This is a genomic window from Candidatus Sulfotelmatobacter sp. (assembly GCA_035504415.1).
Lineage (GTDB): Bacteria > Vulcanimicrobiota > Vulcanimicrobiia > Vulcanimicrobiales > Vulcanimicrobiaceae > Vulcanimicrobium.
Genome location: DATJRY010000013.1, coordinates 54,713 through 80,898, shown reverse-complemented (window position 1 = coordinate 80,898; position 26,186 = coordinate 54,713). Strand labels below are relative to the sequence as shown.

Annotated in this window: 29 protein-coding genes; 22 read left to right on the top strand and 7 right to left on the bottom strand. The window is 69.5% G+C overall.

Going from position 1 to position 26,186, the window contains the following annotated elements:
• The first annotated feature begins 879 nt into the window (after positions 1 to 879).
• The 19 genes from VMD91_11585 to VMD91_11495 all read left to right on the top strand — a co-directional run bounded on the left by VMD91_11585 (position 880) and on the right by VMD91_11495 (position 15,692).
• On the top strand, positions 880 to 2,373 hold the full coding sequence (locus VMD91_11585) for a hypothetical protein (GenBank protein HTW84702.1): 1,494 nt from the start codon (positions 880 to 882) through the stop codon (positions 2,371 to 2,373).
• Between the two features lie 74 nt (positions 2,374 to 2,447).
• Positions 2,448 to 2,957: a cytidine/deoxycytidylate deaminase family protein gene (locus VMD91_11580; GenBank protein HTW84701.1), complete on the top strand. Its 510-nt coding sequence runs from the start codon at positions 2,448 to 2,450 to the stop codon at positions 2,955 to 2,957.
• Positions 2,954 to 3,955 carry an MraY family glycosyltransferase gene (locus VMD91_11575; protein HTW84700.1) on the top strand — a complete coding sequence of 334 codons (1,002 nt, stop codon included), beginning with the start codon at positions 2,954 to 2,956 and terminating at the stop codon, positions 3,953 to 3,955. The genes VMD91_11580 and VMD91_11575 overlap by 4 nt, the downstream gene beginning before the upstream one ends.
• Complete coding sequence (gene wecB, locus VMD91_11570; GenBank protein HTW84699.1) at positions 3,955 to 5,133, top strand: UDP-N-acetylglucosamine 2-epimerase (non-hydrolyzing); 1,179 nt, start codon at positions 3,955 to 3,957, stop codon at positions 5,131 to 5,133. The genes VMD91_11575 and wecB overlap by 1 nt, the downstream gene beginning before the upstream one ends.
• Entirely contained in the window at positions 5,130 to 5,315 is a 186-nt protein-coding gene (locus VMD91_11565) for a hypothetical protein (protein HTW84698.1), read from the top strand. Before wecB ends, VMD91_11565 begins: the two co-directional genes overlap by 4 nt.
• 115 nt (positions 5,316 to 5,430) lie before the next feature.
• Positions 5,431 to 5,763: a hypothetical protein gene (locus VMD91_11560; GenBank protein HTW84697.1), complete on the top strand. Its 333-nt coding sequence runs from the start codon at positions 5,431 to 5,433 to the stop codon at positions 5,761 to 5,763.
• Positions 5,763 to 6,497 carry a F0F1 ATP synthase subunit A gene (gene atpB / locus VMD91_11555; protein ID HTW84696.1) on the top strand — a complete coding sequence of 245 codons (735 nt, stop codon included), beginning with the start codon at positions 5,763 to 5,765 and terminating at the stop codon, positions 6,495 to 6,497. The genes VMD91_11560 and atpB overlap by 1 nt, the downstream gene beginning before the upstream one ends.
• A gap of 12 nt (positions 6,498 to 6,509) precedes the next feature.
• Positions 6,510 to 6,809: an ATP synthase F0 subunit C gene (atpE, locus tag VMD91_11550; protein ID HTW84695.1), complete on the top strand. Its 300-nt coding sequence runs from the start codon at positions 6,510 to 6,512 to the stop codon at positions 6,807 to 6,809.
• A gap of 30 nt (positions 6,810 to 6,839) precedes the next feature.
• Entirely contained in the window at positions 6,840 to 7,268 is a 429-nt protein-coding gene (locus VMD91_11545) for an ATP synthase F0 subunit B (protein HTW84694.1), read from the top strand.
• Complete coding sequence (locus tag VMD91_11540; protein ID HTW84693.1) at positions 7,265 to 7,756, top strand: ATP synthase F0 subunit B; 492 nt, start codon at positions 7,265 to 7,267, stop codon at positions 7,754 to 7,756. Before VMD91_11545 ends, VMD91_11540 begins: the two co-directional genes overlap by 4 nt.
• Positions 7,756 to 8,292 carry an ATP synthase F1 subunit delta gene (gene atpH / locus VMD91_11535; GenBank protein HTW84692.1) on the top strand — a complete coding sequence of 179 codons (537 nt, stop codon included), beginning with the start codon at positions 7,756 to 7,758 and terminating at the stop codon, positions 8,290 to 8,292. The genes VMD91_11540 and atpH overlap by 1 nt, the downstream gene beginning before the upstream one ends.
• Before the next feature lie 16 nt (positions 8,293 to 8,308).
• Positions 8,309 to 9,808 (top strand): F0F1 ATP synthase subunit alpha, encoded by a 1,500-nt coding sequence (gene atpA / locus VMD91_11530; protein ID HTW84691.1) that lies wholly within the window; start codon positions 8,309 to 8,311, stop codon positions 9,806 to 9,808.
• Entirely contained in the window at positions 9,809 to 10,666 is an 858-nt protein-coding gene (gene atpG, locus VMD91_11525) for an ATP synthase F1 subunit gamma (GenBank protein ID HTW84690.1), read from the top strand.
• A 29-nt stretch (positions 10,667 to 10,695) separates the two neighbouring features.
• Positions 10,696 to 12,195: a F0F1 ATP synthase subunit beta gene (gene atpD / locus VMD91_11520; GenBank protein ID HTW84689.1), complete on the top strand. Its 1,500-nt coding sequence runs from the start codon at positions 10,696 to 10,698 to the stop codon at positions 12,193 to 12,195.
• Positions 12,196 to 12,321: 126 nt separating this feature from the next.
• Positions 12,322 to 12,738: an ATP synthase F1 subunit epsilon gene (atpC, locus tag VMD91_11515; GenBank protein HTW84688.1), complete on the top strand. Its 417-nt coding sequence runs from the start codon at positions 12,322 to 12,324 to the stop codon at positions 12,736 to 12,738.
• A gap of 86 nt (positions 12,739 to 12,824) precedes the next feature.
• Entirely contained in the window at positions 12,825 to 13,007 is a 183-nt protein-coding gene (locus VMD91_11510) for a hypothetical protein (protein HTW84687.1), read from the top strand.
• 54 nt (positions 13,008 to 13,061) lie between these two features.
• Complete coding sequence (locus VMD91_11505; GenBank protein HTW84686.1) at positions 13,062 to 14,033, top strand: zinc-binding dehydrogenase; 972 nt, start codon at positions 13,062 to 13,064, stop codon at positions 14,031 to 14,033.
• Positions 14,034 to 14,095: 62 nt separating this feature from the next.
• A complete protein-coding gene (locus VMD91_11500; GenBank protein ID HTW84685.1) occupies positions 14,096 to 14,608 on the top strand; it encodes a hypothetical protein in 513 nt (170 codons plus the stop codon).
• Between the two features lie 130 nt (positions 14,609 to 14,738).
• Positions 14,739 to 15,692 carry a hypothetical protein gene (locus tag VMD91_11495; protein ID HTW84684.1) on the top strand — a complete coding sequence of 318 codons (954 nt, stop codon included), beginning with the start codon at positions 14,739 to 14,741 and terminating at the stop codon, positions 15,690 to 15,692.
• Here the strand turns inward: VMD91_11495 and VMD91_11490 are convergent.
• Together VMD91_11490 and VMD91_11485 are read right to left on the bottom strand one after the other, a co-directional pair.
• Entirely contained in the window at positions 15,667 to 18,606 is a 2,940-nt protein-coding gene (locus VMD91_11490) for an FAD-linked oxidase C-terminal domain-containing protein (GenBank protein HTW84683.1), read from the bottom strand. The two genes, VMD91_11495 and VMD91_11490, sit on opposite strands and share 26 nt — an antisense overlap.
• A gap of 4 nt (positions 18,607 to 18,610) precedes the next feature.
• Entirely contained in the window at positions 18,611 to 19,801 is a 1,191-nt protein-coding gene (locus VMD91_11485) for an aminotransferase class V-fold PLP-dependent enzyme (protein ID HTW84682.1), read from the bottom strand.
• A gap of 51 nt (positions 19,802 to 19,852) precedes the next feature.
• On the opposite strand from VMD91_11485, the gene VMD91_11480 reads away from it, so the two are divergent.
• Together VMD91_11480 and VMD91_11475 are read left to right on the top strand one after the other, a co-directional pair.
• A complete protein-coding gene (locus tag VMD91_11480) occupies positions 19,853 to 20,314 on the top strand; it encodes a cupin domain-containing protein (protein HTW84681.1) in 462 nt (153 codons plus the stop codon).
• A complete protein-coding gene (locus VMD91_11475) occupies positions 20,311 to 21,198 on the top strand; it encodes a fumarylacetoacetate hydrolase family protein (protein ID HTW84680.1) in 888 nt (295 codons plus the stop codon). The genes VMD91_11480 and VMD91_11475 overlap by 4 nt, the downstream gene beginning before the upstream one ends.
• Before the next feature lie 12 nt (positions 21,199 to 21,210).
• Here the strand turns inward: VMD91_11475 and VMD91_11470 are convergent, their stop codons facing one another.
• From VMD91_11470 to panE, 3 genes are read right to left on the bottom strand one after another with little or no spacing between them, the layout of a single operon-like run.
• Positions 21,211 to 21,594: a tautomerase family protein gene (locus tag VMD91_11470; GenBank protein HTW84679.1), complete on the bottom strand. Its 384-nt coding sequence runs from the start codon at positions 21,592 to 21,594 to the stop codon at positions 21,211 to 21,213.
• Position 21,595: 1 nt separating this feature from the next.
• On the bottom strand, positions 21,596 to 22,003 hold the full coding sequence (locus VMD91_11465; protein HTW84678.1) for a tautomerase family protein: 408 nt from the start codon (positions 22,001 to 22,003) through the stop codon (positions 21,596 to 21,598).
• Entirely contained in the window at positions 22,003 to 22,929 is a 927-nt protein-coding gene (panE, locus tag VMD91_11460; GenBank protein ID HTW84677.1) for a 2-dehydropantoate 2-reductase, read from the bottom strand. Before panE ends, VMD91_11465 begins: the two co-directional genes overlap by 1 nt.
• A 78-nt stretch (positions 22,930 to 23,007) precedes the next feature.
• Between panE and VMD91_11455 the strand changes: the two genes are divergently transcribed.
• Positions 23,008 to 23,835, top strand: coding sequence for an isocitrate lyase/phosphoenolpyruvate mutase family protein (locus VMD91_11455; GenBank protein HTW84676.1), 828 nt, complete (start codon positions 23,008 to 23,010; stop codon positions 23,833 to 23,835).
• Here the strand turns inward: VMD91_11455 and VMD91_11450 are convergent.
• Entirely contained in the window at positions 23,783 to 24,676 is an 894-nt protein-coding gene (locus VMD91_11450) for a DMT family transporter (GenBank protein HTW84675.1), read from the bottom strand. The genes VMD91_11455 and VMD91_11450 overlap by 53 nt on opposite strands.
• Positions 24,673 to 26,184 (bottom strand): gluconokinase, encoded by a 1,512-nt coding sequence (locus tag VMD91_11445; protein HTW84674.1) that lies wholly within the window; start codon positions 26,182 to 26,184, stop codon positions 24,673 to 24,675. Before VMD91_11445 ends, VMD91_11450 begins: the two co-directional genes overlap by 4 nt.
• Positions 26,185 to 26,186 lie beyond the last annotated feature (2 nt).

Genomic DNA, 26,186 nt, shown 5'->3' with positions numbered 1-26,186 from the left:
CGCGGTGCCGCGTATACCGGCCCCACGGCTTCGGCTTCGGCCGCAATGCGGCGTCTTGAGGGTCCTTCTGAATTCCTGTGCCGCCGTTCTCGCGCTTCTTCTCTTTTGCAACGAAGGAAGTTCGGCCGTAGCAATTGGTTCAGGTCCGTTCCCGCACGGGAAGCCGACCTTCAACCCGATGCCTCAGACGAGCTTCATGAAGCCTGGATTGGTCCCGCGGCGTGTCTGTCTAACGCTGGATGTTCCGCCGAGGATCAGCGTCGGCAAAAGAGGCACTGCACGACCAGCGTGGTTCTACGTCAGTCTTGACAACAGTCTTATCGCCGTGAGCACGTTTCAAAATTCGAGCGAGTTTTCGCCCAGGGAGCAGCAAGTCGCGGCGAGTGCCGAGCAGCGTCAGCTTCGCCGGCAAAGAGGCCTGCTCTCGCGAATTGCTCGTCGGAAACTCATGCACTTGCCCAAGGGCTGCTCAATCGCATTCAACGAATATATCTTCGTTTCACCGTAGCATCGCATCTCGTTGGCGCAGCCAAGCATCTGCGTGCTCGACCCGGGGGAGTCGACGCAGGCGATCCGGGTCCGGTCAGCGCCGGCGGTAAAGAAGTCGCTAACGAGTAACCGTACCGTAGGCTGGTCGTCCGGCTTGTCGAAGGGGCGGCCATGCGAACCGCGTTTTCATGGTCGGCCATCATTTTCTGTGCCGCGCTGACCGCGTGCTCCGGGAGTGGAACCGATTCGGTCGCTCCGCGCCCCGGCACGAGCGTACAACCCGCGGGCCACGGGCGCGGAATAGCGCGGTTCACGATCGCGATTCCCAAGGCGAACGCGGCGAGTGCGGCGCGGCGCGGGCCGCGTTACGTGTCGCCGGCGACGCAGAGCATGACAATCGCGGTGACGACGGATCCGGGCGGGACGAGCGTCGTGAACCAGACCGTCGCCCTCACGCCGACCGCGGCCGGCTGCACCTCGACGCTGGCGAGCACGCAGTGCACGCTGACGATCACGCTGCCTCCGGGGAGTTACGATGCGTCGCTCGCGACGTACGACGGCGCGAACGCGACCGGCAACGAGCTCTCCGCCGGCCAGCTCGTCGACTTCACGGTCGCGCAGGGACAGACGAACACGGTTGCCCTCACGCTGAACGGCATCCCGACCGCGCTCGCGGTGGCGAGCGGTGCCTACGCGGTGCACGGCTCGCAGGGCGCCGGCTTCACGCTCTACGGTACCGCGGCGCAGAAGCTGCTGGTGCAGGCGCTCGACGCCGACGGCAACGTCATCGTCGGCCCCGGCGCGCCGACGTTCACCGTCGCGTCCGCCGCCGGAAGCGGCTTCACGATCGCGAACCCGACGACGACGACGCCGAACACGCTCGCGCTCACGCCGCCCGGCACGAACGGCAGCGTCGAGACGTTCACCTTGACCGCGAGCTACGGCGACGCGACCTGCCAGACCAGCGGCGCCGTCTGCACGGCGAGCTTCACGGTGACGAACGACGTGCAGACGCTGTTCGCCGCCGAAGGCGCGGCCGACCAGATCGCGGAGTTCGTCCCGCCGAGCACGACGGCGACCGCGTCGCTCTCGAGCGGACTCACCGATCCGGTCGGACTCGTGGTCGACGGCGCGAAGAACCTGTGGGTTGCCGACGGCGCCGACGTCGCGGAGATCGTCCCGCCGTATACCGGCGCGCCGGCGGTCTCGATCACGAACGGCACCGACTCGGTGACCGGCGTCGGTGTCGACGCGGCGCTCAACGTCTACGCGCTCAACAGCGGGGCCAACAACGTCACGAAGTACGCGCCGCCGTATACCGCTGCACCGGTCCTCACCGAGAACACCGCCAGCTCGAGTCTCACCGGCCTGCTCGTCGATCCGGCGGGCGACATCTTCGTGTCGGCGCCCGACCTCAACGCGGTCTACGATTTCGCAGCGCCGTACACGACGACGTACACGATCGCCAGCGGCGTGAACAACCCGGGCTCGCTCGCGCTCGATGCGGTCGGTGACCTGTTCGTCGGCAACGTGGGGTCGCTCGACGTCACGGAGTTCGGGCCGCCGGCGGACGGTACGAACCTGCTCGCGACGACGACCCAGCTTCGGCTGGTTGCGCTGGCGCTCGCCGGAAACGGCGACTTGTTCGTCGGCGCGACGGGCACCGGCGACCCGATCGCGGTGTTCGCGCCGCCGTATACGGACGCGCCGTTCGCGACCGTCCACCTCAGCCGGCCCGCCACGGCCATGGTGGTCGACGGTGCCGGCAACCTCTTTGCCGCGACGCTCGCGGGCACGGTCGTCGAGATCGACCCGCCCTACACCGCCGTGACGCGGACCTACACGCTCGCCGGCACGCCGAGCGCCCTCGCACTCACCCCCTAGGAGTAGGCGATGGTACGTTGACGTACCGCAAGCCCGGGTCCAGAAAGCGCGTCGGACGGGCGGCTTCCGACGGGATGCCGAATACGTGGAACTCGGTGCACGACGAGAAGCGGGCCAACGGAACCGGGGTCGTATCCGGAACGGCGCGGCCGGGCTGGGACGAGTATTTCATGGAGATCGCGCGGACGGTGGCGACGCGGGCGACTTGCCCGCGGGCCATGGTCGGGGCGGTGCTGACCCGCGAGCGGCGCATCCTGACCACCGGCTACAACGGGGCGCCCCGCGGCGTCTCGCACTGCAGCGACGTGGGATGCCTGATGGTCGACGGGCACTGCCTGCGGGCGACCCACGCCGAGGCCAACGCGATCGTCCAGGGGGCGCTGCACGGCGTCAGCCTCGAGGGGGCGACCGCCTACTGCACCCACCAGCCGTGCGCGGGCTGCTCGAAGCTGCTCATCAGCGCGGGCGTGCGGCGAATCGTCTACGCCGACCCGTATCCCGACCCGGTGGCGCAAGAATTGCTGGCCGAGGCCGGTGTCGACCTGGAACCGTACACCCCCGGCGTCGAACACCCCATCTCGTGACCGCCCTGCTGATTGCCGCCGTCCTGGTGCTGGCCTTCGCGACGTCGCTGTTCACGACACCGTACGTGCGCCGGCTCGCGCTCTCCGTCGGGATGCTCGACGAGACCGGTGAGCGCCGGATGCACGACGTCCCCAAGCCCCGCATCGGCGGGATCGCCGTCTATCTCGGTTTCGCGTTCGCGCTGTTCTCGTCGATCGGCTACCTGATCAACGCGCACTACTTGCGCGAGCTGACCCAAGTCCACGACATCGTCGGGCTGATCTTCGGCGGCACGCTGATCATGCTGGTCGGCATCTGGGACGACGTGATGGGGATGTCGCCGCGCATGAAGCTGCTCGCGCAGGTGATCGTCGCGTCGGTCTCCATGCTCTACGGGTTCGGCATCTGGTTCGTGCGCGATCCGTTCCACGCGCACGGCGCGTTGATCTACCTGCCGCTGTGGGTCGCGATCCCGTTCACGCTGCTGTGGTACGTCGGGATGATGAACGCGATCAACTTCATCGACGGGCTCGACGGCTTGCTCTCGGGGCTGGCCGCGATCTCGGGGATGTTCTTGCTCGTCATCAACCTGACGCTCGGGCACCCGGAGATCGCGCTGATCCTGGCCGCGATGGTCGGCGGCGCGCTGGGCTTTCTGCCCTACAACTACAACCCGGCCAAGATCATCCTGGGCGACTCGGGCGCGCTGTTCATCGGCTACGTCTTCGCGACCGTTTCGATCTTGGGCGGCAGCAAACAGGCCTTCACGATCTCGCTGCTCGTCCCGCTGATCGTGCTCGGCTTGCCGATCGTCGACACGGCGGTCGCGATCGTGCGGCGGACGCGCGCCGGCAAGAAGATCTACGAGGCCGACCGCGGGCACTTCCACCACCAGTTGGTGTTCCGCTTCGGCCTGAACGTGCGCCAAGCCGTGCTGCTCATCTACGCGCTGTGCGTCGCGCTGGGCGTCGTGGCGCTGTTCCTCTCGGGCGGCGCGCACGCCCTCAAGCTCGCCTGATGGCCGCCGTGCGGCCGCTGCGCGTGATGGCCGTGATGGGCACGCGTCCCGATACGATCAAGATGGCCCCCGTCGTGCACGCCTTGCGCAACGCCGGTCCCGCGATCGAGCCGATCGTGTGCGTGACCGCGCAGCACCGCGAGATGCTCGACGACGTGCTGCGATTGTTCGGCATCGTCCCCGACGTCGATCTCGACGTGATGACGCCCGGCCAGTCGCTGACCGAGATCACGACCCGCGTGCTGATCGGGATGGAGCGCGCGCTGCTCGACGCGCGCCCCGACGTCGTGCTCGTCCACGGCGACACGACCACCTCGACCGCGGCCGCGCTGGCGGCGTTCTACCAGCGCATCCCGGTCGGTCACGTCGAGGCGGGCCTGCGCACCTCGACCACCGCCGAGCCGTTTCCCGAAGAGGCGAACCGCCGCATCACCGGGGTGCTGACGCGCTTGCACTTCGCGCCGACCGCGCGTGCCAAGCAGAATCTGCTGGCCGAACGCGTCGACGACGCCTACGTGCTGGTCACCGGCAACACCGTCATCGACGCGTTCCTCGAAACCGAGGCGCGCGTACGCGGCGGCCAGGTGCCCGCGCCGGCCGCGCTGAGCGGACTCGACCCGGCGCGACCGCTGCTCTTCGTCACCGCTCACCGCCGCGAGAACCACGAGCGGATCGAAGGGATCGCGCGCGCCGTCGCGCGCATCGTCGCCGCGCCCGAGCGCCCGCTGGTGCTCTGGCCGGTACACCCCTCGCCGATGGTCAGCCCGGTCGTGCACCGCGTGCTCGACGGCGTGCCGGGCGTGCGGCTCGTCGAGCCGCTCGACTATGCCGCGACCGTGGCCGCCGTTGCGGCCGCGCACCTGGTGCTGACGGATTCCGGCGGCCTGCAAGAGGAAGCGCCGACGCTCGGCAAGCCGGTCCTCGTCATGCGGCGCGAGACCGAGCGGCCCGAGGGGCTCGACGCGGGAACCTTGCGCTTGATCGGTGCCGACGAAGACGACATCGTGAGCTGGACCCGCCGCCTGCTCGGCGACGGCGCGCTCTACAACGCAATGGCGCGCGCCTCCAACCCGTACGGTGACGGGCACGCGGCGGCACGGATCGTCGCCGGCTTGCTCCACGTCCTGCGAGACGGCCCCGCCCCCGAGGAATTCGCGCCGGCGGCCGCCGCGGCGTGACGCGCTTGCTCGCGGCCGCCGCCGCATTCGCGGCGACGGTGATCGGCGGCTTCGCGGTGGGCATCATCTTGGCACGGCAAACCGGTGGGCAGGAGTGGCCTCTCGTCGGCTTGCTCGTCGGACTGGCCGCCGGCGTCGCAGCGATCGTCGTCGCGCTCCGGCCGTTCCTGGCCCAGCGGTAGCAGGATGGTTGCGAGAAACGTCGAGGAGGGCAGGCCCGAACGGGGGCCTAATGAGGGCGGCGCCGAGTCATCAGCCGATCTGCGGGAATATCATGCCCGCAAGCGGCTGGTCTGCGTGCGGACGTCGTTCTTCCTCATCCCGCTGGTCGCTCTCGTGGCACTGCGGAATCCCCTCGCGAGCCTTCAGCTCGCGTTGGGCGGGGCGCTCGGCGTGCTGAACATGTTGTTGGTGATGCGCGAGAACGAACGGCTCCTGGGCGGCGGTCGCTCCCGAGCCATCTTCACCCTCAACGGTCAGGTCCGCATTCTCGCGGTCGGCATCCTCCCGGTGGCAGTCGCCCTTCGCCTCGGACAGTTCTGGACGATCGGGCTGTACATCGCGGGGTTCTTCACGCCACTGGCATTGTACGCGCTCGAGTACCGGCGCAGCATTCAACGGGGACACTAGTGCACCAAGAGCAGATCGGAGAACACACCACCTGGGTGTGGCCCGTGCTGGGGACGGTCCATAAGGACACGATCCTCACCACCTGGGTCGCGATGGCGATCGCCCTCGCGTTCTTCTGGTACATCGGTGCGTCGTACCGTTCGAATCGCCTCACCAAGCGGCAAGCGACGTTCGAAGGGATCATCCAGTTCCTCTCCGATCTCGCGGTCGGCACGCTGGGGCCCAAAGGCGAACGCTTCGTCCCGATCTTCGTCGGGATCTTCTTGTTCATCTGGATCCTCAACGAGTTCGGCGTGCTGTTCGTGAAGGCGTTCGGGTTGCCGTTCGGCGGTTCGCCGACGGCCGATCTCAACACCACGGCGGCGTTCGCGCTGGTCGTGTTCTTCGGCATCCAGTTCTTGGCGATCCGCCGCAGCGGGATCAAGGCCTACGCGCACCTGTTCCAGCCGTTTTGGCTGCTCTTCCCGATCAATTTGCTCGAGGAGATCGCCCGGCCGGTCGTCCTCGCGATGCGCCTCGCGTTCAACATCCTCGCGGGCGAGATTCTGCTGTTCGTCGTCGCGACGCTGATCGTCGCCAACATCGTCATCGGCCCGGTCAACGTCTCGGTCGCGGCCGCGTTCGCGCCGATCGGGATCGAGTTCTTCAACTTCGCCATCGGCACGATCCAAGCGTTCGTGTTCACCCTCCTCGCCATCGTCTATCTGTCCTTGGCTACGTCCGAGGAACACTGAGAAAGGTCCATCGTGAGTCCTGAGAGTTTGGTCGTCGCCCTGCTGATCGTCGGCTTCGCCATCATCGTCGCGGCGGTCGCCCTCGGCTCGGCCATCGGCGACGGTATCGTCGCGTCGAAGGCCGTCGAATCGATCGCGCGCCAGCCCGAAGCCCGCGGCAACATCTTCACCTTCATGTTCCTGGGCGTCGGCGTCCTGGAAGCCTTCCCGATCATCGCGCTGGTCCTCGCGTTCTACCTGTTGCTGGTCGTCGCGCCGGTCCCGACGCTCGTCCAGAAGATCGTCGCCCCGCTCGTGGGAGCCGGTCACTAACCTGCGCACGGCGCGCGGATAGAACAGAGTATGCTGCTCTCTCTCGACGGGACGGTCGTCGTCCAAATCGTCAACTTCATCGTCTTCCTGGCGATCATGAACGTCATCTTCTTCAAGCCGGTCGGTGCGGCGATCGCGCGTCGCCGCGCGTACATCGACGGCTTGAAGCATGACGTCGAGGCGCTCGATCAGGACGTGAAGTCGTTGCGCGGCCAGGCCGAGATACGCCGCCACGAAGCGCGGCTGGCCGCGGACGAGGCGATCGCGGCGAAGCGTCAGGCCTTCGGCAAGGAGACCGACGCGATCATCAGCGACGCGCAAGGGCGCGCGCTGGAGATCGTGCAGAAGGCGCACGCCCAAGTCGAGACCGAGCTCCAGTCGGCGCGGGCGCAAGAAGCCCGCATCGTCGATGCGCTGGCCGATGAGATGGTCGGCCGCGCGATCGGAGGAGCGGCATGAGCCTGGACACCTTGGCGCTCGTCTCGCAGATGGCCGGCGCGGTCATCTTCGTACTGGTCGCGATCTGGGGCTTCAACAAGTGGATCAAGCCGGCGCTCTCGAGCTACCAGGCCGCCAAGAACGACGAGTTGGCGGAAGCCGAGAAGCACCGCGAGGAGATGAAACGCGCCGTCGCCGAGGCCCGCGCGGAGATCGAGCGTGCCGACGAGGACGCGCGCGAGATCCGCAGCCGGGTCGAGTCCGTCGCGCAGCGCGAGCGGGCGCACGCGCTCGAGCAAGCCAAGGCCGAGGCCGAGCGCATCCTGCGCAACGCCGACCACGAGCTGGAGCGGGCCCGGATGCAGGCGCGTGACCGGCTGCGCGTCGAGTTCATCGAGAAGGCGCTGGTGAAAGCCAGCGCGCAGGCCGGGTCGCGCATCGATACCGCGACCGACAATCGCCTGGTCGAGGCCACGGTGTCCGATCTCGCCGCGCGGAAGGCCGGCTGATGCCGAACGAAACACTCGCCCGCCGCTACGCGACGGCCGTTTTCGGCCTGGCGACCGACGCCGCCAAGACGACCCAGATTCAGCGCGACTTGCGGACCTTCGTCAACGCGCTCATGTCGGACGAACAGGTCCGGCGCTTCTACCGCTCGCCGGTGGTCGACCGCAAAGAGAAGGAGTCGGTGATCGCGCAGGCGTTCGCCGGCCTCGACCCGATCGCGCTGCATACGGTGCTGCTGCTCATCCGCAAGCGCCGCGAGTCGCTGGCCGAAGAGATCCTGCGCCAGTACGAGATCCTCGAGCGCGAAGCGCGCGGCGCGCAGCTGCTGCGCGTCACCAGTGCGCGGCCGCTCGAGCCCGGCGAGCTGCAGTCGATCGTCGACCGCCTCACCAAGGCCTACGGCACGCCGTTCGACGTCACGCAGAGCGTCGATCCCAATCTGATCGGCGGTGTCCGCATCACGCTGGGCGACCGCGTCGCCGACGGGACCGTCGCCGGCCGCCTGGCCGACATCGCCCGCCTCTTGTCCACGAACTAGCCCGAGAAAGCACGCCATGATCAACGCCGACGAAATCGCCGGAATCATCAAACAGCGCATCGCCACCTACGCGACGGGAACGAACGAAGCCGAGATCGGCACCGTCATCGAGGTCGGCGACAACATCGCGCGCATCTACGGCCTGGACAACGCGCAGGCGTCCGAGCTGGTCGAGTTCCCCAACGGCCTGCAGGGCATCGTGCTGAACCTCGAAGAGGACAGCGTCGGCGTCGCCATCATGGGCGACGACACCGACATCAAGGAAGGCGACCAGGTCCGGCGCACCGGCCGCATCGCCTCGGTCCCCGTCGGCGAGGTCATGTTGGGCCGCGTCGTCAACGCGCTGGGCCAGGCCGTCGACGGCAAGGGCGAGATCAAGAGCAATCAGTACCGCACGATCGAGAACACGGCGCCCACCGTGATCGAGCGGCAATCGGTCAAGCAGCCGCTGCAGACCGGGATCCGCGCGATCGACGCGCTGATCCCGATCGGCAAGGGCCAGCGCGAGCTGATCATCGGCGACCGCGGCACCGGCAAGACGGCGATCGCGATCGACACGATCATCAACCAAAAGGGCCAGAACGTCATCTGCATCTACGTCGCGATCGGGCAGAAGAACTCGACCGTCGCGTCGGTGGCGCAGACGCTCGAGAAGCACGGCGCGATGGACTACACGACGATCGTCGTCGTCTCGTCGGCGGAGCCCGCCTCGCTCAAGTGGATCGCCCCGTTCGCCGGGTGCGCGATGGGCGAGCACTTCATGCTCAAGGGCCAAGACGTCCTGATCATCTACGACGACCTCACGCGTCACGCGCAGGCCTACCGCGAGGTTTCGCTGCTGCTGCGCCGTCCGCCGGGCCGCGAGGCGTACCCGGGCGACATCTTCTTCCTGCACTCGCGCCTGTTGGAGCGCGCCGCCAAGCTGTCCGACGAGAAGGGCGGCGGGTCGATGACCGCGCTGCCGATCATCGAGACGCAGGCCGGCGACGTCTCGGCGTACATTCCGACCAACGTCATCTCGATCACCGACGGTCAGATCTACCTGCAGTCGGCGCTGTTCTTCCAGGGCATCCGGCCCGCCGTCGACGTCGGCATCTCGGTCTCGCGCGTCGGCTCGTCGGCGCAGACCAAGGCCATGAAGTCGGTCGCCGGTCAGCTCAAGCTCGACCTCGCGCAGTACCGCGAGCTGGCCGCGTTCGCGAAGCTGGCCTCCGACCTCGATCCGGCCACCCAGCGCCAGTTGGCGCGCGGTGACAAGACGACGGCCGTGCTGGTTCAGCCGCAGCTCGACCCGCAGCCGTTCGAGGACCAGGTCATCGTCCTGTTCGCCGCCACCCGCGGTTATCTCGACGGCATCGACACCGGCCGGCTGCAGGACTGGGTCCACCGCTTCCTCGGCTTCGTTCACGAGAAGCACGCCGCCATCACCGACACGATTCGCACGACGAGCGCGCTCTCGGACGACGTCCAGAAGCAGCTCGTCGGCGCGATCGAAGAGTTCAACAAGGGGTTCTAGTTGCCGAGCGTTCGCGATCTGCGCGACCGGATTCGGTCGCTCAAGAACACGCAGCAAATCACCAAGGCGATGAAGCAAGTCGCCGCGGCGAAGATTCGTCGCGCCGAGGCGTTGCAGAAGCAGTCGCGTCCGTACGCGGACGCGATCGGGGCGATGCTGCGCGACCTGATCGCGAACGTCGGTGCGGTCGACCATCCGTTCATGAAGCCGGGCCGCCAGGGCGCGCCGGGCGCCGTCATCCTGATGACGGCCGACAAGGGCCTGGCCGGTTCGTTCAACGCCAACCTCATTCGCGCCGGTGAGATCCACGGGCGCGAGAACGCCGGTCTGGTCTGGTACGCGGTCGGGATCAAGGCGCGCAACGCGCTGCGCCGCAGCCGCAGCGAGACCAAGGCCTTCTGGGCCTTGCAGCAGGGCGACATGTTCGCCAACGCGCGCGAGCTGGCGCAGCATGTCACCGACGACTTCGTCGCCGGCACGATCTCGTCGGTGACCCTGATCTCGCCCAAGCTCGTCAACACGATGACGCAGCGGCCCGAGACGCGCGCGCTGCTGCCGATCGTCGCCGGCGAGAGCGCCAAGGCCGAGAAGACCAGCGGCGCGGTCGAGTTCGAACCCTCGCCCGAGTTCGTGCTCGGGCGGCTGTTGCCCAAGTACCTCGAGTTCACCCTGTACTCGGCGATGCTCGAGACGAACGCGTCGTTCTACGCCGCGCAGCTCGTCGCGATGAACAACGCCACCGACAACGCCAAGAAGCTGATCGACCAGAACACGGTCGAGATGAACAAAGCCCGCCAAGCCGCGATCACCAAGGAGATCCTGGAGATCGTCGGCGGCGCCGAAGCCCTCGCGGGCTAGCCAGAGAACAGAAGAAGGAAGCACGTATCGTGACCGCCACCGCTACCCCCACGACCCTCGCGACCGGCAAGGTCGTCCAGGTCCTCGGCAACGTCGTCGACGTCGAGTTCCCCGCTGAGTCGCTGCCGAGGATCAACGACGCGCTGATCGTGCACATCGGCGGCGCTTCGCACGCCGGCGGCAGCAACGGTTCGACCGGCGCGCAGGCCGGCGTCGAGCTGGCCGGCACCGCGATGGCCGAGCGCGACCTGGTGCTCGAAGTCCAGGGCGAGCTCGGCAACAACCAGGTGCGGTGCCTGGGGATGGGCTCGACCGACGGTCTGGTGCGCGGCGCGGTGGTGAAGAACACCGGCGAGTCGATCACCGTCCCGGTCGGCGAAGGCACGCTGGGCCGCATCTTCAACGTGCTCGGCCAGGCGATCGACTCGTCCGAACCGGTGAAGGCCGCCGCGATGTGGCCGATCCACCGCGACGCGCCGAACTTCGCCGCGCAGGACCCGACCCCGAAGATCTTCGAGACCGGCATCAAGGTCATCGACCTGATGGCGCCCTACACGCGCGGCGGCAAGGTCGGTCTCTTCGGCGGCGCCGGCGTCGGCAAGACCGTGCTCATCCAAGAGCTGATCCGCAACATCGCGCAGGTCCACAAGGGCTTCTCGGTGTTCACCGGCGTCGGCGAGCGCACGCGCGAAGGCAACGACCTGTGGGTCGAGATGAAAGAGTCGGGCGTGCTCGCGCAGACGACGCTCGTCTTCGGCCAGATGGACGAGCCGCCGGGCGTGCGCTTCCGCATCGCGCAGACCGGCGTGACGATGGCCGAGTACTTCCGCGACGAGCTCGGCGCCGACGTGCTGCTGTTCGTCGACAACATCTTCCGCTTCATGCAGGCCGGCTCGGAAGTGTCCGCGCTGCTGGGCCGCATGCCCTCGGCCGTCGGCTATCAGCCCTCGCTGGCGACGGAGATGGGTCAGATCGAAGAGCGCATCACCTCGACGCACAAGGGCTCGATCACCTCGGTGCAAGCCGTCTACGTCCCCGCCGACGACTACACCGACCCGGCCGTCGCGACGACCTTCGCGCATCTCGACGCGACGACGGCGCTCTCGCGGCCGATCTCCGAGCTGGGCATCTATCCGGCCGTCGACCCGCTGGCCTCGTCCTCGCGCATCCTCGATCCCGCGATCGTCGGCGAGGAGCACTACAAGGTCGCGCGCGGCGTCCAGGAGACGCTGCAGCGCTACCGCGACCTGCAGGACATCATCGCGATCCTCGGCGTCGAAGAGCTCTCCGACGACGACAAGGTCATCGTCGGCCGCGCGCGCCGCATGCAGCGGCTGTTCTCGCAGCCGTTCTTCGTCGCCGAGCAGTTCACGGGCCGCAGCGGCAAGTACGTCAAGATCGAAGAGACGATCGCCTCGTTCAAGGAAGTCCTCGACGGGAAGGTCGACGATCTCCCCGAGCAGGCGTTCTTCTACGTCGGCGGCATCGACGAAGTCAAAGCCGCCGCCGAAAAGCTCGGCAAGGGCTAGCAGCAGTATGGTGATGGACCGAGCGCAGAACCATCGCGCCCTGAGCACCATGTTGTTGCGAGGTCGGTCCCGGGGGCCCCACGCTACGCGTGGGGGGCGCGGAGCCCGGGGCGGAGCGCCGTTAAAATGAGCGCGATCCCGTTTCAGCTCATCACGCCGCTGTCGGTCAAGTACGATGGACAGGCGGAGCTGGTCATCGCCGTCGGCACCGAAGGCGAAGTCGGTATTCTCCCATCGCACGCGCCGTTCTTGACGGCGCTGCGGCCGGGAGTGCTGCGCGCCAACGTCCGCGAAGGCGAGGGCGCGACGCACCGGCTCGAGCTGGCGTGCGGCGAGGGCTTTCTCCAAGCGCTGCCCGGCAAGATCACGATCCTGGCCGACGCGGCGCTCGCACGCGACGAGATCGACATCGGCCAGGCGCGCGCCGACCTCCAGGCGGCGCAAGACGAGCAGCGTGCGGCCGGCGGCGATCAGGCTGCTTGGCGCCGCGCGCAGGCGAAGATCGACTTCGCCCACGCTCGCCTGCACGTCGCCGGCGTATAGTCGCTTCGCTGCGGCGAAGCCGTCACGTTCGGCCTGCGGCCGATCCGGCGCGCAGGTCGTTTCGGGCCGACGCGCAACCACGCTCTATGCGTACGAAACCGACCGTCGCCGCGGTGAAGGCAGCCCAAGCGGCCCTGAAGGCGAAGAACGACGAGGCGGCGCAGCGCGCGGCTGAGGTCGAATCGGATCGCGTTCGCGCGATGTTCGCCGAGGACCGCAAGCGCTTCGAGCGCCGCTACGGCGTTCTCTCCATCACGCGCGCGGAGTAGCGTTCGCACCCCGCGCGGGCGGGGTGTTCGACCGTCGGCGCGAAGGCGCGCCGCATGCACGCGATCGTCGTCGAGCAAACCGGTGGCCCCGAGGTCCTGCTCTGGAAAGAGCAACCCGATCCCACGCCCGGCCCGGGCGAGGTGACGATCCGGGTCACCCTGAGCGGCATCAACTTCGCCGACATCCAGCGGCGTAAGGGCGGCTATCGCGGCAGCCCGCCGCCGTTCACGCCGGGCCTGGACTGCGTCGGTACGATCCTCGCGCTGGGCGCGGGGGTGACCGATTTTCGCGTCGGCCAGCGCGTCGCGGCGTTCCCCGAAGACGGCGGCTACACCGAGATCGCGCGCGCCAAGACGGTGCTGACGTATCCGTTGCCCGACGCGGTCTCCGACGAGGCGGCGTCGGCTTCGACGATGCTGGTCACCGCGTACAACCTGCTGACGATGACGACGCGCATGCAGCGCGGCGAGACGGTCGCCATCAGCGCGGCCGCCGGCGGTGTCGGCACGATCGCGATCCAGATGGCGCGCGCGCTCGGCGCGGCGACGATCGTCGGCGTCGCCGGCGGCTCGGAGAAGCTGGCCGTCGCGCGCGAAGCCGGTGCCGACGTCACCATCGATCACCACATCGCCGACGTCCCGGCGCGCGTGAAGGCCGCGGTCGGCGATCGCGGCGTCGACGTCGTGCTCGATTCCGTCGCCGGCCCGATGTTCGCCGCGCTCTTCCCGGTGCTCGCCCCGTTCGGCCGTTACGCGGTGTTCGGGATGGCGTCCGGCGAGCCCGGGCACGTCGCGAGCAACGATCTGCACATGTCGAATCGCGCGGTTCTGGGCTATTCGACCGGCGGCTATCGCGCGGCCCGGCCGGCGGACCTGCGCCCCGGCATGCAAGCCGCGCTCGACCTGGTCGCGAGCGGCGCGGTGAACGTCGTCGTCGGCGCGCGATACGCGCTCAAAGACGCGGCCGAAGCGCAGCGCCATGTCGAATCGCGCGCGAGCACCGGCAAGGTGCTGCTCGTCCCCTAACGTGACGCAGATCGTCGATAGGGCGGAGGCGACGCCGGGTACGTGCACGGCGGAGGTTTCGCATGGACGAATTCGACGACAAGATCACGATCGTGGCCAGCTTCCCGTCACGCGAAGCGGCCAACAAGACGGCGCACGCTTTGCACCGCGACGGCATGCACACCTGGATCGGCGTGACGCACGGTGCACAGACGAGTCAGCGCGCCGCTGAGCGGAACCCGATCATGCGGTGGTTTCATCGCGACAGCGACCGTACATTGTACGATGTGTTGCGCGAGCACGGTGTCGAGGAGGAAGACGCGCTGCTCGTCGACGGCACGATCGTCGAGGGCGACGCGGTGCTGGTGGCCGAGGGGATGGATCCGGTCGAGATCGAGCGCGAGGTCACGGCGCACGGGGGCACCGTCCGTTCGGCGCTGATCGAGGACGACGCATCCGGCGACGACCCGCTGGCCGCCTCGCGCATGGTAGCCGCCGAACGCCACCCCGCGGGTGATGCGGCCGACCGGACGATCGAGGACGCCCCGCCCGTCGCGGTCGTGCGCGAAGAGTTCTTCGTCTTGCGCGACGACTGATCGCGCGCGGCGTATAATCGCCTCTTGCGCCCGTGCGAAGAGGCGATTATACTCGGCGAGGAACCTTGCTCTTCGTGAGCGGTTCCCCTCGCCGAGCGGCGAGCGAACGGGTGTGCAAAGGGTGTGAATCATGGCAACAGACGAGTTGGCGCGCGCGCACGAGCGCGTGTCGGATTTCATGGTGCATCGCGGTCGGACCGATCGCGCCGCACCGCTGGCCGCGGGCCTCGACGCGAGCGTCGTTCGCGAGCTGGACGACCTGCCGGTGCGCGTCACGTACGTGGACGACGACGGGCGGCTCTACATCGGCATCGACAAGAGCGCGCCGGACGACTTGGTTCGAGCACGCGAGGACGCGTTGCGGCGGCTGGCGGGCGACGTCCCGCTGCACGTCGAGCGCGTGACGGCCTCGTTCGACTCCAGCACCCAGGCGATGCCCCTGGATGCACCGAGCAAGAACAGCAAAGTGCGCCCGCTGTGGGGCGGCGTGCAAATGTTGGGCCAAGGGACCGGCTACGGTACGCTGACGGTCATCGTCGAGGCCAGCAGCGTCTACGCGGTCGTGTCGTCACACGTCGTTGGGGTCGGCACGACCGGTTCGAACGTCGGTCAGCCCGACATGGGCGGCGGTAACAAGATCGGCTCGGTGCAGAAGAACCCGCCGTACAACAATCGCAGCTCGGACTCGGCGTTGACGATCATCGATCCGTTCGTCACGGCGACCAAGGACCGGATCTGGCGCGCCAAGGACGCCTACTTCACGGTGACGGCGAAGACCGCGCCGCCCGCCGTCAACACCGACATCTGCATGCAGGGCGCCATCACGGTGCCGCTTTCGACCGGCAAGATCACCAAAACCGGGATCACCTGGCAGAGCGACTACGGCACGCTCAAGAACCAGTACGGGGCGAACTATCAGTCGCAAGCCGGCGACAGCGGCGGCCCGGTGTTCTATTACAACGACAAGCCGAACAACAAGGTCACGTTGATCGGCATCCACGTCGCGACCATCCAGGACTCGGGCGCCCCGCTCAAACTCTTCAGCGGTTGGCAGTACATCAAGTCGGAGCTCGGCCTGCCGTAGTCTCCGCACGGTCGAGCGCGAGCGCGAACAGCTGCGCCACGTGCAGCGGTTCGCGCCCGGCGCCGTGCTCGATCTGGTGCTTGCAGCTGAAACCGTCGGCGACGACGTACGTGTCTTCGCCGGCGGCGCGCACCGCCGGCAGCAGGTCGCGCTCGGCCATCCGCAACGAGATGCCGACGTGCTCGCGCTCGTAGCCGAACGTCCCGGCCATCCCGCAGCACGACGACTCGATCGCGCTGGCCGCGAGGCCGGGGATCGCGCGCACCGCGCGCAGGACGGCCGGCATCGCGCCGAACGCCTTTTGGTGGCAGTGGCCGTGGACGACGGCCCGCGCGTCGAGTGAACGCAGCGGCGGGTTCCACCGGCCGGCGTCCAGTTCGCGCGCGACGAACTCTTCGAACAGCAGCGCGTGGTCGGCGACCAGGCGCGCGTCGTCGGTGGGGACGAGCGCGAGAAATTCGTCGCGCAGCGTGAGCAGGCACGAGGGTTCAAGACCGACGATGGGTACGCCGCGGCGCGCGAACGGCAGCAGCGCGGCGATCGTGCGCGTCGCTTGCTTCCGCGCGGCGTCGGTCATCCCCGCGCCCAGGTACGTACGTCCGCAGCACAGCGGCTGCGCGCCGTCCGCCGATGCAAAGCGCGGTGCGTAGCCGGCTGCGACCAGCACCCGCAGCGCGTCGCGCAGCACCGCGGGCTGGAACCAGCGATTGAACGTGTCGACGAACAGCACGATCTCGCCCTGCGGCGCCGAAGTGGTCGCTGCCGCTTCGCGCTCGCGGAACGGACGCGCACTCCAGCGCGGCAGCTCGCGCTGCGCGCTCATCCCGCTCAGGGGCTCCAGCACCCGCGCGAGACCCGGGATACGATCGCGCAGGTTGGCCAGCGCTCGCAGCGGCCCGGCGTAGTGCGCGATCCACGGCAGCGCCGCAACGAGGCGGCTGCGCAGCGGGATGCCGTGGGCCTTGCGGTAGTGGGCCAGGAACTCGATCTTCATGCGCGCCATGTCGACGCCGGTCGGGCACTCGCGGCGACAGGCCTTGCACGAGACGCACAGGTCGAGGGCGTCGTAGAGGCCCGCGGAGGTCAGGGCGTCGGCGCCGAGCTGACCGGTCAACGCCAGCCGCAGCGCGTTGGCGCGCCCGCGGGTGACGTCGTGCTCGTCCTCGGTCACCCGGTACGATGGACACATCGCGCCGCCGGCGTCCTTGCGGCAGGCGCCGTTGTTGTTGCACATCTCGACGGCGCCAGTGAAACCGCCCCACGCCGACCAGTCCAGCGCTGTCGCCAGCGGGAGCGGCGCGTAGCCGGGACCATAGCGGAAGTTGGCGCGGTCGTCCATCTTGGGTGCGTCGACGATCTTGCCGGGGTTGAGCAGGTTGGCCGGATCGAAGGCCGCCTTGACCTCGCCGAACGCGGCGACGATGCGCGGCCCGAACATCTCGGCGTGGAACTCCGAGCGCACGATGCCGTCGCCGTGCTCGCCGGAGTGCGCGCCGCCGTAGTGCCGCACCAGCGCGAACGCCTCCTCGGCGATCGCGCGCAGCTTGCCGACGTCGGCGTCCGACTTCATGTCGAGCACCGGCCGCACGTGCAGACAGCCGACCGACGCGTGCGCGTACCAGGTGCCGGTGGTGCCGTACTTGGTGAAGACGTCGGTCAGCGCGCTGGTGTACTCGGCCAGGTGCTCGAGCGGGACGGCGCAGTCTTCGATGATCGAGACGGGCTTGGCGTCGCCGCGCATCGAGGTCATGATGTTGAGGCCTTGCGAGCGCACGTCGAGCATCTCGGCTTGCTGCGCCGGATCGGTCAGCCCGACGACGCCGCCCCCGAATCCGAGGTCCGCCATCGCGTCGGCCAGCGCCGTCAGCCGGTCACGCAACGGCTCGGGGTCGTCGGCGGTGAACTCGACCAGCAGCAGCGCGTCCGGCTCGCCGCGCACGTACTTCGCCATCGTCGCGGCGAAGGCGGGGATGCCGCGCGCCAGCTCGATCATCGTGCGGTCGACCAGCTCGACCGCGACCGGATCGAGCGCGACCAGCGCTTGCGTCGCGCGCATCGCGTCGGCGAAGCGCGGGAAGTGGCAGACGCCCAGCACCTTGTGCTCGGGCAGCGGCTGCAGCGCCAGCTCGACCTCGCGGAACAGCGCCAGCGTCCCCTCCGAGCCGACCAGCAGCGTCGCCGCGTTGAAGGCCGCCTCCGGGCGCACCTTGTGCAGCGCGTAGCCGCCGACGTGGCGCAGCACCTTGGGAATGCGGGCGTCGAGCTCGGTCGCCTCGCGCGCGGCGATGGCGCGCACGCGCGCCAGCAGCTCGGCGTAGCGCGCTGGCCCGACGTCGCCGTTCGTTCCGACCTCGCCGAACCACGCGCGGGTGCCGTCGGCCAGCAGCGCGTCGATGCCGAGCACGTTGTCGGCCATGATGCCGTAGCGAATCGAGCGCGCACCCGAGCTGTTGTTGGCGGTCATGCCGCCGATGGTGCAGCGACTGGCCGTCGAAGGGTCGACCGGGAAGAACAAGCCGTGCGGTTTGAGCGCCCGGTTGAGCACGTCCAGCACGATGCCCGGCTGGACGCGCGCGCGCCGGTTGGCGACGTCGAGCGCGATCAGCTCGCGCAGGTGGCGGCTGACGTCGACGATCAGTCCGCGGTTGACGGTCTGCCCGCACTGCGAGGTCCCGCCGCCGCGCGCGGTGACCGGCACGCCTTCTTCGCGCGCGATCGTCAGGATCGCGTCGAGCTCGTCGGCGTGGCGCGGGGCGACGACGCCGAGCGGCATCATCTGATAGATCGACGCGTCGGTCGCGTACATGCCGCGCGTCGTGCGGTCGAACCAGACCTCGCCGCTGGTCGCGGCGCGCAGCCGTGCTTCGATGCGTCGGGTCAGGATCGGCTCGCGCGCGGTCGCCTGCGCGCTCACGTGCTCAGACCGCCGCGAGCTGCTTTTCTGCCGCCGGCGCCGCCAGGTAGGTCAGCGCCGGCGTGACGCCGTCACCGTGCGCGACGCCCGTCAGCTCGAGCCCCATCTGCACGCCGCAGAGCGTGCCGGCCAGCATCAGATCGTTGAACGAGCCCAAGTGCCCGATGCGGAACACCTTGCCCTTCACCTTACCGAGCCCGGTGCCGAGCGACATGTCGAAACGCTCGAGGATGGTGGCGCGGATCGCGTCGGCGTCGACGCCGTCGGGCACGACGACGGCCGTCAGCGTGTTGGAGTATTCGCGCGGATCGACCGCCAGGATCTCCAGGCCCCAGCCGCGCACCGCGCGGCGCGTCGCCTCGGCGTGCCGCGCGTGACGCGCGAACACCGCCGGCAGCGTCTCCTCGTGCAGCATGTGCAGCGCTTCGCGCAAGCCGTAGAGCAAGTTGGTCGCCGGCGTGTACGGGAAATAGCCGGTCTGGTTGGCGGCCAGCATCTCGTCCCACGCCCAGTACGAGCGCGGCAGCTTCGCGGTCGCGCTGGCGGCCAGCGCCTTCGCCGACACCGCGTTGAACGAGAGTCCCGGCGGGAGCATCAGCCCCTTCTGCGAGCCGCCGACGGTGACATCGACCTTCCACTCGTCGTGGCGGTAGTCGATCGACGCCAGTGAGGAGATGGTGTCGACCAGGAACAGCGCCGGATGACCGGTGCGATCGATCGCGGCGCGGACCGCGCCGACGCGGCTGGTCACGCCGGTCGACGTCTCGTTGTGCACGATCGCGACGGCCTTGATCGCGTGCGCACGGTCGGCGGTCAGCCGTTCCGCGACCGCGTCGGGATCGACGCCGTGACGCCAATCGCCGGGGATCACCTCGACCTCGAGCCCGAGTCGTGTCGCGAGCTTCTGCCACAGCGCGGCGAACTGACCGGTCTCGACCATCAGCACGCGATCGCCGGGCGAGAGCGTGTTGACGAGCGCCGCTTCCCACGCACCGGTACCCGAGGCGGCAAAGATCACGACCGGGCTCGTGGTGCCGAACACCGGGCGGATCAGCTCTTGGATCTCGAGCGTGAGGCCGGCGAAGCCGGGGCCGCGATGATCGATCGTCGCCCGGTCGATCGCGCGCAACACGCGTTCGGGGACGTTCGTCGGGCCGGGGATCTGCAAGAAGTGGATGCCGCTGACGTGGGCCATGCGCCTCGCTTGGCGAGCGGGCCCCGGTGCCCCTCGCCCGAAGGCTCCGCCATGACCGCCCTCACCCCGCGCGCGACCGCTCACGACGGGCTGGGACCGTACGATTCGCGCACCGTCCGCGCCGACGACTTGCCGTGGGAGCCGACGCGCTTCCCCGGCGTCAACGGGAAGACGCTGTTGTTCGATCCCACCACCGGCATGGCCACGGTGCTGATCAAGATGGATCCCGGCGCCGTGCTGCCCGACCACGAGCACGTGATGATCGAGCAGACGTACGTGCTGGAAGGTTCGCTGGTCGACAAGGACGGCCCCGAGGCCGGCTTGGCGGTCGGCCCGGGCGAGTTCGTCTGGCGCCCGCCGGGGAGCCGGCACGCCGCCTGGACGCCGCGCGGCGCGACCTTCATCGCGATCTTCCAGATCCCCAACCGGTTCTTCGACGTCGACGGCGTCACGCACGACATGCAGGGCAACGAGTGGGAGCCCCGCTGGGGCGAGGCGTTGCGCAAGGCGTGAAGCTCGCGACCTTTCTGCTCGACGGCGCGCCGGCCGTCGGGCGCATCGAACCCGACGGCAGCGGGATCGTCCCGCTCGCCGCGCTCGTCGGCGAACGCGCACCGGCGGACATGCTGGCGCTGATCGCGCGCTACGACGCGGTGCGCGAAACGCTGCTCGCGGCCGACGGCGCGCCGGTCGAGTTGGCCGGCGGCGCGCTCCTGGCGCCGATCCCACGGCCCGCGCGCAACATCATGTGCGTGGGCAAGAACTATTACGACCACGCGCGCGAGTTCGGCGGCAGCGGCTTCGACAGCAGCGTCGGGACGGGCGGCGAGCTGGTCCCGGACGCGCCGATCATCTTCACCAAGGTGCCGGAGTCGGTCATCGGCGACGGCATCCCGATCCGCTACCCCGCCGGCGTGAGCGACGCGCTCGACTACGAAGCCGAGCTGGCGGTGGTGATCGGGCGCGGCGGCCGCGGGATCGGCAAGGCCGACGCGCTGCACCACGTCTTCGGCTATACGATCGTCAACGACGTGACCGCCCGCGACTGGCAAGGGCGCCACAAGCAGTGGTTCCTGGGCAAGTCGTTCGACACGTTCTGTCCGATGGGGCCCTGGATCGTCACCGCCGACGAGGTCGACGTGGCGAGCCTCGAGGTGCGCTGCTGGGTCAACGACCAGCTGCGTCAGCGCGCCAACACGCGCGACCTGATCTTCGACGTGCCGACCCTCATCGAGACGATCTCGGCCGGGATCACGCTCTACCCGGGCGACGTGATCGCGACCGGAACGCCGGCCGGCGTCGGCATCGGCTTCAAGCCGCCCAAGTTCTTGCGGCCCGGCGACGTGGTGCGCATCGCGATCGAAGGGATCGGCACGCTGACCAACGCGGTCGGCTGAGGGGCGCGCGGGTCAGGTCGCGTACTGCGCGATCCCGTTCCCGAACGACCAGTTCTCTTTGGGGACCTCGACCAGCGAGATGACGACGTCCTCGCGCCGCAGGCCGACGCGCGCGTTGAACCCGTCGGCGACGGCCGCGTAGAACGCCTTCTTCTGCTCGAGCGTGCGGCCTTGGTTGAGCGTCACCGAGACGAACACGACATCGGGTGAGCGCGCGATCCCCAAGTACGAGGGGTCGGCGACGATCCCACCCGGCGGGTGCTCGGTGATGATCTGGAAGCGATCGTGCTCGGGCGCGTTGAGCGTGCTCACGATCGAATCGTAGACGACCTCGCCGAGCGCGGCGCGATACTCCGGCGGCTTTCCGGCGGTGAGATCGATGCGGGCCAGCGGCATGTCAGCTCCTCTCGGCGGCGTCGCGTTCGGCGGCCGACCAGGCCGGAGCGACGCCGCCGTCGCGATAGATCGTGTGGGCCGGATGTTCGTCGAGATAGACGGCGACGCGCGCCGCGTCGATGCCGAGCTCGCGGGCGCAGGCGTCGGTGATCGCGCGGCCGAGCGCTTCGAGCATCGCCGGCGTGCGGCCGCCGCGCACCGCGCAGGTGACGATCGTCATCTCGCGCGAGCCGCCGTCGTCGGCGTCGTAACGCACCAGCTCGCCGGGCGCGTAGTGGACGAAGCCGACGTTGACGATGCGCTGCGTCGTCCGCATGTGCTCGCCGTACGCCGCGGCCAGCGCGCGCCCGAGTGCGTCGCGCGTCTGCGCGCCGACCGGGCGGCTGGTGTGGATCTGGACGAACGGCATCAGGCGCTCTGGTGTCCGCGCTGGTAGATGCGCAACTGCGTGGTGGCGGCGTCGAGCAGCGGCGTGTCCAGGCCGAACCCGCGGCCGCGTGCGAGCAGGTCGCCCAGGATCTGCTCGACCTCGACCGGCCGGCCGTCGCACAGGTCGCGGTACATCGAGGTCGCGCGCGGCGCACCGGCCTCGGTCAGCACGGCCTTGGCGCGGGCGAGATAGGCGTCACGCGGCGGATAGCCGGCCGCGCCGTTGATCGCCGTCGTCTCGGCCAGCAGGCGCAGCGCCAGCGCGGCGCCGCCGGGCGTGGCCTCGATCTGCCCGACGTTTCCGCGCAACAGGCACGTGATCGCGCCGAGCGAGGCGAGGATCAGCCACTTCTCCCACATCTCTTGCATGATGTCGGTCGAGAGCCGCGCCTCGAAGCCGGCACCTTGCAGCTGCGCGTCGAGCGCGGCCGCGCGCGCCGACGTGCTGCCGTCGCGCTCGCCGTAGATCAGCTGCTGGAGGTTGGGGTCGACCTGCACGATGCGTCCCTGGTCGTCGAGCGTCGTCGCGACGTAGCACACGCCGCCGAACACGGACTGCTTCCCGAAGCGCGCGTCGAGCAGGTCCATGTGGCGCATGCCGTTGAGGAACGGGACGATGATCGTCCGCGGGCCGACCGCGGGCGCGAAGTCGGCGATGGCGTCCTCGAGCGCGAACGCTTTGACCGCGAACAGCACGACGTCGTACGGTTCGTGCAGCTCGGCGCTGGTGATCAGCCGCGGCTGGAGCGTGCGGTTTCCGTGCGGGCTGACGATCTGCAGACCCGACGCGCGCAACGCCTCGGCCCGACGGGGCCGAACCAGAAAGGTAACGTCCCGGCCGGCTTGCGCCAAGAGCGTACCAAAGTAGCCGCCGACCGCGCCGGCACCGACGACGAGCATTCGCATGGGCGAGAGATGGGTCACGCGAATCGTGGAGCCCTTCGCGGTTCGCCAGGGTTGCGTGGGGTGGAGGGTCGAGAGATGGTGACGACGACCGCGTACGAGCGCTTCCGGTCGCTGCACGAGGGCCGGGACGCCTTCGTCATGCCCAACGCGTGGGACGGCGCCTCGGCGCTGCTGCTGCAGCGCGCGGGCTTTCTCGCGCTCGGCACGACGTCGCTCGGCATTGCCTGGGCGCTCGGCCGCCCCGACGGCCGCCACGCGGTCTCGCGTGACGAGGCGATCGAGAACGGCGTGCTGCTCGGGCGCGTCTCCGGGCTGCCGGTCAACGGCGATCTCGAGGACGGTTACGGACCCGCCCCGGCCGACTGCGTGACGACGGTCGAGGCCGCGATCGCGGCCGGATTGGGCGGCGTCGGCATCGAGGACACGACGGCCGACCCGAGCCGCCCGATCCACGAGTTCGACCACGCGGTCGCGCGCGTGCGCGCCGCGGCGATCGCCGCGCGCGGCCGGATCGTGCTGACCGGGCGCACCGACAACTATCTCAACGGACGTCCCGACCTCGACGACACGATTCGCCGGCTGGTCGCGTTCGCCGAAGCCGGCGCCGACGTGCTCTACGCGCCGGCACTCCCCGACATGGACGCGATCGTCGCGGTGGTGCGCGCGGTCGCGCCCAAGCCCGTCAACGTGCTGATCGGCCCACGGGCGTCGACGCCGTCGCTGGCCGAGCTGAGCGCGGCCGGCGTGCGGCGCGTCAGCGTCGGCGGCGCGCTCTACAAGAGCGCGATGGCGCACCTGATCGCGGACGCGACCGCGCTCGCGAACGGCGACTTCACGCCCGTGCGCGCGGCCGTCACGACGGCTGCCGTCGCATCGCTGTTCCCACCAGCGCCGGCAGGAGGTTGAGCGCCAGCGCGACGACGATCAGCGCCAAACCGAAGATCTCGGCGCGCGAGGGGATCTCGTGCAGCTGCAGCGCGGCGAAGAGCACGCCGAGCACCGGCGTCGCGAGCGAGGCCAGACCGGCGACGCCGGCCGGCAACCGGCCGACGATGAACAGCCACATCGCCCACGCCACGCCTTGCGCGATCCCCAGGAACGCCATCGCGCCCAAGAACGTGCCGGTCCAGCGCACGTGCGTCGGCACGAACAGCGCGATGACGAGCATCGGAACGAACGCCCACACCGTCTGCCACGCCGTCAGCGGCAGCAGCTCGATCCGCTGGCGGGTCTGCATGCGCCGCGCCCACACGACGCTCGCGCCCCACGCCAGTCCCGCCAGCACCGCGAGCACGTCGCCGGGCAGCGTGGCGGCGCTGAACGGCGCGGCGACGAAGCCCAGACCGATCGCCGCCAGCAGCAGCGCGCACCAGCGCAGACGGTCGATCTGCTCACCCAGCACGGGCCAGGCGATCAGCGTCGCCCAAAACGGCATCGTGTACGCCAGCACGGCGACCTTGCCGGCGCCGCTGAGCGCGACCGCGACCGTCTGCAGCAGCGTGAACGCGGCCGTCTGCAACAAGCCCAGGATCAGCGTCGGTACGAACGGCGTCGGGCGCACCTGCCGGCGCACGGCCAGGATGAGCAGCAAGAACGTCGCGCCGATCGCCGTGCGCAGGGTGGCCACGAAGACCGGCGAGCCGTCGGCGGTGGCGATGCGGATGACGACCCAGTTGTAGGCCCAGATCAGCGTGAGGACCGCCATCACGCCGTAGGCTTCGCGCTCCCGTGCGCCGTTGGTGTTCACGGTCGGTGTTGACGTTCCAGCCGCTCCAGGTGCGTGGCTGCCAAGGTATGGTAGCGGTCGAACGCGTCGGCGTACGTCGCGGCCAGATCGGCGTTCGGCGCGGTCGGCTCGTCGTAGCCGACCGCGCGCGCCGTCGCGCCGGCGTCGCCGATCAGCGCGACCGCTTGCGCGGCCAGCAGCGCGGCGCCGAACGCCGAGGCTTCTTGCTGATGCGGCTGCACGGCCGCGACGCCGAACACGTCGGCCAGCAGGTGACGCACCAGCGGTGCTTTCGTCAGCCCGCCGCTGAGCAGCAGCCGCTGCGCGGCGCCGACCAGCTCGCGCAGCACCTGATAGACCGAGTAGACGCCGTAGACGACGCCTTCGAATCCGGCGCGCAGGATCGCGCGGCGGTCGTGCGAGAGGTCGAGCCCCTCGAACGAGCCGCGCAGCTCGCTGTTCCAATACGGCGCGCGCTCGCCGCCGAAGAACGGCAGCACGGTGACGCCGCCGGCACCCGGCGCGATCTGTTCGGCCAGCTCGACGGCGTGCGCGAACCGCTCGTCCTTCGCGACCTCGGCCAGCAGCAGCGCGAAGATCCAGTCGAGCGATGCGCCCGCCGCGCTGGTCGGACCGCCGACGACGTAGCGCGTGTCGTCGGCGCAGTAGCAGAAGGTGCGCCCCTGCGCGTCCAGCAGCGGCTGGTCGGCCAGCACGCGCACGGCGCCCGACGTGCCGAGCGTGAGCGCGACGTTGCCCGCCCCGTAGGCGCCCACGCCGATGTTCGCCAGCGGTCCGTCGGCCGACGCCAGCACGACGGCGGCGTCACCGCCCAAGCCCAGCTCGCGCGCGACGGTGGGCCGAAACGCGCGCAGCGCCGTCGACGGCGGCGCGGGCGTCGAGAGGTGGTCGGCGTCGACGTGCGCGAGCGCCAGCGCCGGCGGATCCCACCCGCGAGCACGCGCGTCGAACATCCCGGTCGCCGAGGCGATGCCGTGGTCGACCAGCCACTCGCCGGTCCAGCGAAAGACGACCAGCTCCTTGAGTCCGACGAAGCGGCGCGTGCGCGCGACCAGCTGCGGATCGTGCTCGGCCAGCCAACGGAGCTTGGCGATGGGGAGCATCGGGTGCATCGGCGCGCCGGTGCGCGCGTAGAGCGCGGCCGCCGTACCGTCGGCGCGCCACGCGTCGGCGATCGCGTGCGCGCGCCGGTCGAGCCAGGTGATCGCGCGCGAGATCGGCTCGCCGCCCTCGTCGACGCACAGCACGCCGTGCATCGCGCTCGAGAAGCCGATGGCGGCGACCTCGTTGCCGCGCATGCGCACGTCGGCCAGCACGCGCGCCAGCACGCGCATCGTCGCGCGATAGACCGTGTCGGCGTCCTGCTCGACGAAGTCGGGCTGCGGCGCTTCGAGCCCGTAGAACTCCGAGCCGCTCGCGACCTCTTTGCCCTCCGCGGTGACGGCGAGAACCTTCACCGCGGAGGTGCCCAGGTCGATCCCGACGACCGCGGGCGGCGAGGCGCGCATCG

Bases quoted from the DNA above. Each gene is read 5' to 3' on its own strand.
- wecB (HTW84699.1), top strand. From the start codon at position 3,955: ATGGCCGCCGTGCGGCCGCTGCGCGTGATGGCCGTGATGGGCACGCGT.
- VMD91_11545 (HTW84694.1), top strand. From the start codon at position 6,840: ATGCTGCTCTCTCTCGACGGGACGGTCGTCGTCCAAATCGTCAACTTC.
- VMD91_11470 (HTW84679.1), bottom strand. From the start codon at position 21,594: ATGCCGCTGGCCCGCATCGATCTCACCGCCGGAAAGCCGCCGGAGTAT.
- VMD91_11580 (HTW84701.1), top strand. From the start codon at position 2,448: ATGCCGAATACGTGGAACTCGGTGCACGACGAGAAGCGGGCCAACGGA.
- VMD91_11500 (HTW84685.1), top strand. From the start codon at position 14,096: ATGGACGAATTCGACGACAAGATCACGATCGTGGCCAGCTTCCCGTCA.
- VMD91_11540 (HTW84693.1), top strand. From the start codon at position 7,265: ATGAGCCTGGACACCTTGGCGCTCGTCTCGCAGATGGCCGGCGCGGTC.
- VMD91_11480 (HTW84681.1), top strand. From the start codon at position 19,853: ATGACCGCCCTCACCCCGCGCGCGACCGCTCACGACGGGCTGGGACCG.
- atpH (HTW84692.1), top strand. From the start codon at position 7,756: ATGCCGAACGAAACACTCGCCCGCCGCTACGCGACGGCCGTTTTCGGC.
- VMD91_11495 (HTW84684.1), top strand. From the start codon at position 14,739: ATGGCAACAGACGAGTTGGCGCGCGCGCACGAGCGCGTGTCGGATTTC.
- atpA (HTW84691.1), top strand. From the start codon at position 8,309: ATGATCAACGCCGACGAAATCGCCGGAATCATCAAACAGCGCATCGCC.
- atpC (HTW84688.1), top strand. From the start codon at position 12,322: ATGAGCGCGATCCCGTTTCAGCTCATCACGCCGCTGTCGGTCAAGTAC.
- VMD91_11585 (HTW84702.1), top strand. From the start codon at position 880: ATGACAATCGCGGTGACGACGGATCCGGGCGGGACGAGCGTCGTGAAC.
- panE (HTW84677.1), bottom strand. From the start codon at position 22,929: ATGCGAATGCTCGTCGTCGGTGCCGGCGCGGTCGGCGGCTACTTTGGT.
- VMD91_11505 (HTW84686.1), top strand. From the start codon at position 13,062: ATGCACGCGATCGTCGTCGAGCAAACCGGTGGCCCCGAGGTCCTGCTC.
- VMD91_11445 (HTW84674.1), bottom strand. From the start codon at position 26,184: ATGCGCGCCTCGCCGCCCGCGGTCGTCGGGATCGACCTGGGCACCTCC.
- VMD91_11485 (HTW84682.1), bottom strand. From the start codon at position 19,801: ATGGCCCACGTCAGCGGCATCCACTTCTTGCAGATCCCCGGCCCGACG.
- VMD91_11465 (HTW84678.1), bottom strand. From the start codon at position 22,003: ATGCCGTTCGTCCAGATCCACACCAGCCGCCCGGTCGGCGCGCAGACG.
- VMD91_11510 (HTW84687.1), top strand. From the start codon at position 12,825: ATGCGTACGAAACCGACCGTCGCCGCGGTGAAGGCAGCCCAAGCGGCC.